The sequence below is a fragment of the Streptomyces beihaiensis genome (genome assembly GCF_026274175.1).
GTDB classification, from domain to species: domain Bacteria; phylum Actinomycetota; class Actinomycetes; order Streptomycetales; family Streptomycetaceae; genus Streptomyces; species Streptomyces beihaiensis.
Genome location: NZ_JAPHNL010000126.1, coordinates 1 through 7,219 on the forward strand (window position 1 = coordinate 1; position 7,219 = coordinate 7,219).

Sequence of the window (7,219 nt, forward strand, 5' to 3'; positions counted from 1 at the left end):
AGTTCCTGTGACCGGCCGCACTCGGCACGTCCTGGTCACCGGCGCGAGCGGCTACGTCGGCGGCGCCGTCGCGCGCGGGGCCGGAGGAGTCAGGGTCGGCGGCGTCGTCCTTCATGGGGCGACCCTAACCGCCCGGCAGGCGCCTACCGTGGGGGCATGACTACAGACGCCGTACAGCAGGCCACCCGTGACCCGGAACTCCCCGGACGGCTCCTCGTCTCCGAACGGGACGCCCTGGTACCGCTGTTGAGGGCGCGGCCCGACAGCGACTTCGGGCTGCGCACCGCGTGCCCGGGGTGGACCGTACGGGATGTGCTCGCGCACTGCTCGTCCGTGTTGACGCGGGTCGTGGAGAGCCGGTTCGAGCGTGGTGTGTTCGGTCCCGAGTGCAACGACCGCGACATCGCCGAACGGGCGTCCTGGACCAACCAGCAGATCGTCGACGAGCTCGAACGCGGGATGAGCGAGGCGGGCGCCGCCATCGCCGGGGGAGACCCGCGGCTCGACGGCGTGGCCCTGGGGGAGTGGGTGCACGCCGGGGACGTACGGGACGCCTTCGGCGAGCCGGGGGCGTACGGCGGGTCCGGGCTCCCGGCGGCGCTGGCGCTGCTGGTGCGGGGCACCCGGGAGCGGGGGCTGACCGGGCTCCACGCCGACATCGACGACCTCGACGAACCGGTCGTGCTCGGCGCGGCGGGCGGCGACGGGCCGCCCGCCCGGTACATCGGGGACGCGCCGACCCTGGTGCGGCTGTGCACGGGGCGCCCGGTGATCGGTACGCGGTACGAGCTGACCGGGGCACGGGAGGCCGAGCTCAACCTGTACGGCTGAGCGTCAGTGGTGGCGGCGGACGACTCCGGCCTTCCGGTACAGCTCGGGGTCGTCGGTGCCGAGGACGGCGACCGTGAGCGCCGTCGACGCGAAGACCTTGATCGCGCGGATCGCGTCGCCCGCGCGCGGCGGGCGGGGCGGGCCCGTGGGCGCGGCGGTGACAGTTGCGGTAGTCATGCCTCCAGGATGGGATTCGGGCATTCCGTGCACATCGGCCCAGAGGTGTAAGCGGGGTACGACCTCGGGGGGAGCATGCCCCTAAGGGGGGGGTGGGCTCCCGAAAGTCATTGGCGCGGGCCGTTGGGTGTCGCGTACACTCGCCCGTCTTGCCCGCCTCCCTTCGCGTTTTCCGACTGTTCCGAAGCCGGAGTGCCGCCGACCGGACGGAAACCGGCCGGCCCCCTTCACGCACCCGTGCACGCACACGCGCGTGCACGCACCCGTGCACGCGTCCACGTGCGAACGCGCGTATCTGTTTCAGGGAGGCCGTACCCGTGAGTCCCTCGCCGCTCGATCGCGAGCGCGCCCACCTCGCCTCGTCCCGCGCCGCCCTGCGCGCCATGCGCGAGGACGTGCAGGCGCTGGACATCAGCGACGTCACCGCCAACTGGGTGAACGCCGCCGTTCTGGAGCGCCAGATCGACGAACGGATCAAGGCGCTCGCCGATCTCGCCCACACTCCGCTCTTCTTCGGTCGGCTCGACTATCTGCACGCCCCCGGCGCCGAGCAGGCCGAGGGCGCGGAGTTCGAAGAGGGGGGCGCGGCGACTTCCTCGCAGGGGCGGCGGCGGGAGACGGGCGGGAGCTTCTACATCGGGCGGCGGCACGTCCACGACGCCGACGGCGATCCCATGGTCATCGACTGGCGCGCCCCCGTCTCGCAGCCGTTCTACCGGGCCTCCAAGAAGGCCCCGATGGACGTGGCGCTGCGCCGCCGGTTCGGTTACACGGGCGGGGAACTGACCGCGTACGAGGACGAGCATCTGACAGACCCGGACGAGGTCGAGCAGACCAGCAAGCTGCTCCAGCAGGAGATCGAGCGGCCGCGCGTCGGCCCGATGCGCGACATCGTCGCGACCATCCAGCCCGAGCAGGACGAGATCGTCAGGAGCGGGCTCGCCGGGTCCGTGTGCGTACAGGGCGGGCCGGGGACGGGGAAGACCGCCGTCGGCCTGCACCGGGTGGCCTATCTCCTCTACGCGCACCGCGAGCGGCTCGCCCGCACCGGCACGCTCGTCATCGGGCCGAACCGGTCCTTCCTGCACTACATCGAGCAAGTACTGCCCGCCCTAGGCGAGTTGGAGGTCGGACAGGCGACCGTCGACGATCTGGTGGCGGGGCGGGCGCAGGTGCGGGGCGTCGATGATCCCGGCGCCGCGCTGGTCAAGGGCGACGCCCGGATGGCCGAGGTGCTGCGGCGCGCCCTGCGTTCGCACATCGCGATGCCGAGCGAGGGCGTCGTGGTGGTGCGCGGCTCGCGGCGGTGGCGCATCGCCTCGTACGAACTGGAGGAGATCGTAAGGGAGTTGATGGCGCGCGACATGCGGTACGGGGCCGCACGTGAGGCCCTGCCGCAGCGCATCGCGCACGCCGTGCTCGTGCGGATGGAGCGGGCCGGTGAGGCGCCCGACGACCGGGTGCAGGACGCCGTGGCCCGCAACGCGGCCGTGAAGGCGGTGGTCAAGGCGGTCTGGCCCGCCGTCGATCCGGCCAAGCTGGTGCTGCGGCTGCTGTCCGACGCGCAGTTCCTCGCCGAGCACGCGGCCGGGCTGTTGAGCGAGGACGAGCAGAAGGCCGTGCTGTGGGCGAAGCCCGCGCGGAGTGTGAAGTCGGCCAAGTGGTCGGCCGCCGATGCCGTGTTGATCGACGAGGCCGCCGATCTCATCGAGCGGACCCCTTCGCTCGGGCACGTCGTGCTCGACGAGGCGCAGGATCTGTCACCCATGCAGTACCGGGCCGTGGGGCGGCGTGCGACCACCGGGTCCGTGACCGTGCTCGGCGACATCGCGCAGGGCACGACGCCCTGGTCCACGCCGAGCTGGGACGTGGCGTTGGCCCATCTCGGCAAGGCGGACGCGGTCGTGGAGGAGCTGACCGCGGGGTTCCGTGTGCCGACGGACGTCATCACCTACGCGTCCCGGCTGCTGCCGCACATCGCGCCCGGGCTCACGCCGGTCGCGTCCGTGCGCGAGAACCCGGGGGCGTTCGAGGTGCGGGAGGCCCCCGGGGGCGTGGCCGAGGTGGTGGCGGGCGTGGTGGCGGCGTGCCGTGAGGCCCTGGAGAACGAGGGGTCGGTCGGGCTCATCGCGGCAGACGCGCGGTGCGCCGCGCTGGGCGAGGCGCTGGAACGGGCCGGGCTGGCGTTTCTCGCGCCCGGCGAGGAGACGACGACCGGGGCGCGGCTGACGCTGGTGCCCGCGTCGTTGGCGAAGGGGCTCGAGTACGACTACGTGGTCCTGGACGAACCGGCTGCCGTGGTGGACGGGGAGCCGGACGAACGGACCGGGTTGCGGCGGCTGTACGTCGCGCTGACCCGTGCGGTCTCCGGGCTGGTGGTGGTGCACGGGGCGGGGTTGCCCGCGGCGCTGGTGGACGCCGCCTGAGAGCCCGGCGGGCCTCGGGCGCGCGGTTGGCCGCGGCTTTGTTGTGGCTGGCCGGGCGGTTCCGCGCGCTCCTGGGGGGCGCGTGGTTCCCTTCGTGCTCCTGGGGGGCGCGGGTTCCCTCTGGGAGCTCGGCGGGCTTTGGGGGTTCGGGCGGCTGCGGGTTTGTTGTGGCTGGTCGGGCGGTTCCCCGCGCCCCTGAGGGGGCGCGCGGTTCCTTCGTGCTCCTGAGCGGGCGCCCGGTTTCCCCCGTCCCCGGAAGACGCGAGGTTCCCCGCGCCGCGCGGGGAGCCGCGGAATCGCCGTGACGCCTCTGAGACGGCGTACGAAGTGCGCGTCTCAGGGGCGCGGGGAACTGCGCGGGCGACCACGACGAACCCGCACTCGGCAGCGGAACCTCAATCAGAAACGGCGCTCCGCCACCCCCGCACCGCATCCGCCGAAACAGGCCCCGCCCAACCCGTGGGGCGCGCCGCCCCGCCGATGTGGAACGCCGTGATCCCAGCCTCCCGCAGGCGCGGCACATGGTCGAGCCGGAGGCCGCCGCCCACCAGGATCTGCGGGGCGTAACCCGGCTCACCCGTCGCCGCCCGCGCGGCCTCCGCGATGAGCACGTCGAGCCCGTCGTCCACGCCCTGCGCCGAACCGGCGGTCAGATACGTGTCGAGCCCCGGCAGATCCGCCAGCTGCTTGCGCAGGGCGTCCCGGTCGGCGGCCCGGTCGATCGCCCGGTGGAACGTCCACCGGCACCCGTTGAGCTCCGCCACGAGCCGCTCGACGGCCGCGAGGTCGGGGCCCCCGTGCTCGTCGAGGAAGCCGAGCACGAACTCGTCCGCGCCCGCCTGCCGCAGCTCGTGCGCGCCGCGGACGAGCGCGGCCCGCTCCTCGGCGCCGCCCGCCGCGAAGCCGTCGGCGAGGCGCAGCATCACGCGCAGCGGGATGTCGACGGCCGCGCGCACCTCCGTGAACGTCTTGACCGACGGGGTCAGACCGTCCGCCGCCATGTCGGTGACCAGCTCAAGGCGGTCCGCGCCTCCGGCCTGGGCCGCGACCGCGTCCTCGGCGTCGAGGGCGATCACCTCCAGGACTGCACGCTTGCTCATGAGGCTCCTGTCGCGTCGACCCGCCGCATGCCGGGCCAGGGCGTGCCGGGCCGTGCGACAGGTCTAGTCCAATGTCCCCGCCAGCCTACGCCGCCCTGTCTCCGCGCGCAGCCGGTCGGCCGTCCCGGCGGTCATCCCGCCCCCCTTGCCTCGGGTACCCCCTGGGGGTATAAAGGGGGGCGTGGGGAGTACCCCGTACGGGTATACGGTTTCACCTACCGTCCGCCCCTAGAATCGTCACCAAGGAGGCACCATGTCGGCGCACGCAGCCGCTCCGCCCGCTGAGGTGGATCTCACCATCGGCGGTATGACCTGCGCGTCCTGCGCCGCCCGCGTCCAGAAGAAGCTGAACCGGATGGACGGCGTCGAGGCGACGGTCAACTACGCGACCGAGAAGGCCCACGTCACGTACGCCGACGGCGTCGAGGTCGCGGACCTCATCGCCACGGTCGAGGCCACCGGGTACACCGCGCACGAGCCCGAGCCCCCGGCTCCCGCCGCACCGGCCGAAGGGGAGAGCGGGGGCGACAGCCCCGCCGTCTCCGCGGCCGACGCCGCCGCGGCGGCCGAGCTGAAGACGCTGCGCGAGCGCCTGATCACCGCCGCCGTCCTCGCCGCGCCCGTCATCGTCCTCGCGATGGTGCCCGCGCTGCAGTTCCGCAACTGGCAGTGGCTCTCGCTCACCCTCGCCGCGCCCGTCGTCACGTACGCCGCCTGGCCCTTCCACAAGGCCGCCTGGACCAACCTCAAGCATGGCGCGGCCACCATGGACACGCTGATCTCGCTCGGCACGTCCGCCGCGTTCCTGTGGTCGCTGTGGGCGCTGTTCTTCGGCACGGCCGGCCGCCCCGGCATGACGCACTCCTTCGAGCTGACCGTGGCCCGCAGCGACGGCGCCGGGAACATCTACCTGGAGGCCGCGGCGGGCGTCACCGCCTTCATCCTCTCCGGCCGCTACTTCGAGGCGCGCTCGAAGCGGAAGGCGGGCGCCGCCCTGCGCACCCTGCTCGAACTGGGTGCCAAGGACGTCACCGTGGTGCGCCCCGACGGCAGCCACGCCACCATCCCGATCGCTGAGCTGAAGGTCGGCGACCGGTTCCTGGTCCGCCCCGGCGAGAAGATCGCCACCGACGGCACCGTCGTCGAGGGCTCCTCCGCCGTCGACGCCTCCATGCTCACCGGCGAGTCCGTACCGGTCGAGGTCGGCGTCGGGGACGCCGTCACCGGCGCCACCCTCAACGCGGGCGGCCGCCTAGTCGTCGAGGCCACCCGCGTCGGCGCCGACACCCAGCTCGCCCGCATGGCCAAGCTCGTCGAGGACGCGCAGAACGGCAAGGCCGCCGCCCAGCGCCTCGCCGACCGGATCTCCGCCGTCTTCGTGCCGGTCGTCATCCTCATCGCCGTCGGCACGCTCGTCACCTGGCTGCTGGTCAGCGGCGACGTCACCGCCTCCTTCACCGCGGGCGTCGCCGTACTGATCATCGCCTGCCCCTGCGCCCTGGGCCTTGCCACGCCGACCGCGCTCATGGTCGGCACCGGGCGCGGCGCCCAGCTCGGCATCCTCATCAAGGGCCCCGAGGTCCTGGAGACCACGCGTACGGTCGACACGATCGTCCTCGACAAGACCGGCACCGTCACCACCGGCCGGATGACGCTCCTCGCCACGCACGTCGCTGATGGCGCCGATATCGCCGACGGCACCGATGCCACCGATGCCACCGGCGGAGCCGACCGTGCCGAGGTGCTGCGCCTCGCCGGTGCCGTCGAGCACGCCTCCGAGCACCCCATCGCCCAGGCCGTCGCCACCGGCGCCGCCGACGAGGTCGGGCCGCTGCCCGTCCCCGAGGACTTCGCCAACGTTCCCGGACTCGGCGTCCAGGGCGTCGTCGAGGGCCACGCGATCCTCGTCGGCCGCGAGCAGCTGCTCGACCAGTGGGAGATCAAGCTGCCCGACGACCTCGCCCGCGCCAAGGCGGACGCCGAGGCCGCCGGCCGCACCGCCATCGCCGTCGCCTGGGACGGCGCGGCCCGCGCGGTCCTCGAAGTCGCCGACGCCGTCAAGGAGACCAGCCCCGAGGCCGTCCGCCGCCTGCGCGACCTCGGCCTGCGCCCGGTGCTGCTGACCGGGGACAACGAGGCGGTGGCGCGTTCCGTCGCCGCCGAGGTCGGCATCGCCGAGGCGGACGTCGTCGCCGAGGTCCTCCCGCAGGACAAGGTCGACGTCGTCAAGCGGCTCCAGGCGGAGGGCCGCACGGTGGCCATGGTCGGCGACGGCGTCAACGACGCGGCCGCCCTCGCCCAGGCCGACCTCGGTCTGTCCATGGGCACCGGCACCGACGCCGCCATCGAGGCCGGTGACCTCACCCTCGTCCGTGGCGACCTGCGGGTCGCGGCCGACGCGATCCGGCTCTCCCGGCGCACCCTCGGCACCATCAAGGGCAACCTGTTCTGGGCGTTCGCCTACAACACGGCGGCCCTGCCGCTGGCCGCGCTCGGGCTGCTCAACCCGATGATCGCGGGCGCCGCCATGGCGTTCTCTTCGGTCTTCGTGGTCGGCAACAGCCTGCGGCTGCGGAAGTTCCGGGCGCTGGCGTCCTAGGGGCTGGAGGCCAGGGGCCGAAGGCCAGGGGTCGGAGACCAGGGCTCGGAGACTAGGAGAGGAGGGGGCCGGGGCGCTGCGCCTCC

5 protein-coding genes are annotated in these 7,219 nt (G+C 73.5%); 3 read left to right on the plus strand and 2 right to left on the minus strand.

Features of this window, described 5'->3' with window-relative positions:
• Positions 1–156 precede the first annotated feature (156 nt).
• Entirely contained in the window at positions 157–831 is a 675-nt protein-coding gene (locus OFY01_RS13810) for a maleylpyruvate isomerase family mycothiol-dependent enzyme (protein ID WP_266599704.1), read from the plus strand.
• Positions 832–834: 3 nt separating this feature from the next.
• Here OFY01_RS13810 and OFY01_RS13815 read toward each other — a convergent pair whose 3' ends face one another.
• Positions 835–1,008, minus strand: a complete 174-nt coding sequence (locus OFY01_RS13815; protein ID WP_266599705.1) for a hypothetical protein — start codon at positions 1,006–1,008, stop codon at positions 835–837.
• A gap of 383 nt (positions 1,009–1,391) precedes the next feature.
• Here OFY01_RS13815 and OFY01_RS13820 point away from each other — a divergent pair, with 383 nt between their 5' ends.
• The gene (locus tag OFY01_RS13820; RefSeq protein ID WP_323135508.1) at positions 1,392–3,434 is read left to right on the plus strand and encodes a HelD family protein; all 2,043 of its coding nucleotides are present in this window, start codon (positions 1,392–1,394) and stop codon (positions 3,432–3,434) included.
• 395 nt (positions 3,435–3,829) lie between these two features.
• Here the strand turns inward: OFY01_RS13820 and OFY01_RS13825 are convergent, their stop codons facing one another.
• The gene (locus OFY01_RS13825; protein ID WP_266599707.1) at positions 3,830–4,534 is read right to left on the minus strand and encodes a copper homeostasis protein CutC; all 705 of its coding nucleotides are present in this window, start codon (positions 4,532–4,534) and stop codon (positions 3,830–3,832) included.
• Between the two features lie 253 nt (positions 4,535–4,787).
• Here OFY01_RS13825 and OFY01_RS13830 point away from each other — a divergent pair, with 253 nt between their 5' ends.
• A complete protein-coding gene (locus tag OFY01_RS13830; protein ID WP_266599709.1) occupies positions 4,788–7,133 on the plus strand; it encodes a heavy metal translocating P-type ATPase in 2,346 nt (781 codons plus the stop codon).
• Positions 7,134–7,219: the final 86 nt, after the last annotated feature.

Excerpts from the sequence above, each read along its gene's own strand:
- OFY01_RS13830 (WP_266599709.1), top strand. The coding sequence starts at position 4,788 with ATGTCGGCGCACGCAGCCGCTCCGCCCGCTGAGGTGGATCTCACCATC.
- OFY01_RS13825 (WP_266599707.1), bottom strand. The coding sequence starts at position 4,534 with ATGAGCAAGCGTGCAGTCCTGGAGGTGATCGCCCTCGACGCCGAGGAC.
- OFY01_RS13815 (WP_266599705.1), bottom strand. The coding sequence starts at position 1,008 with ATGACTACCGCAACTGTCACCGCCGCGCCCACGGGCCCGCCCCGCCCG.
- OFY01_RS13820 (WP_323135508.1), top strand. The coding sequence starts at position 1,392 with ATGCGCGAGGACGTGCAGGCGCTGGACATCAGCGACGTCACCGCCAAC.
- OFY01_RS13810 (WP_266599704.1), top strand. The coding sequence starts at position 157 with ATGACTACAGACGCCGTACAGCAGGCCACCCGTGACCCGGAACTCCCC.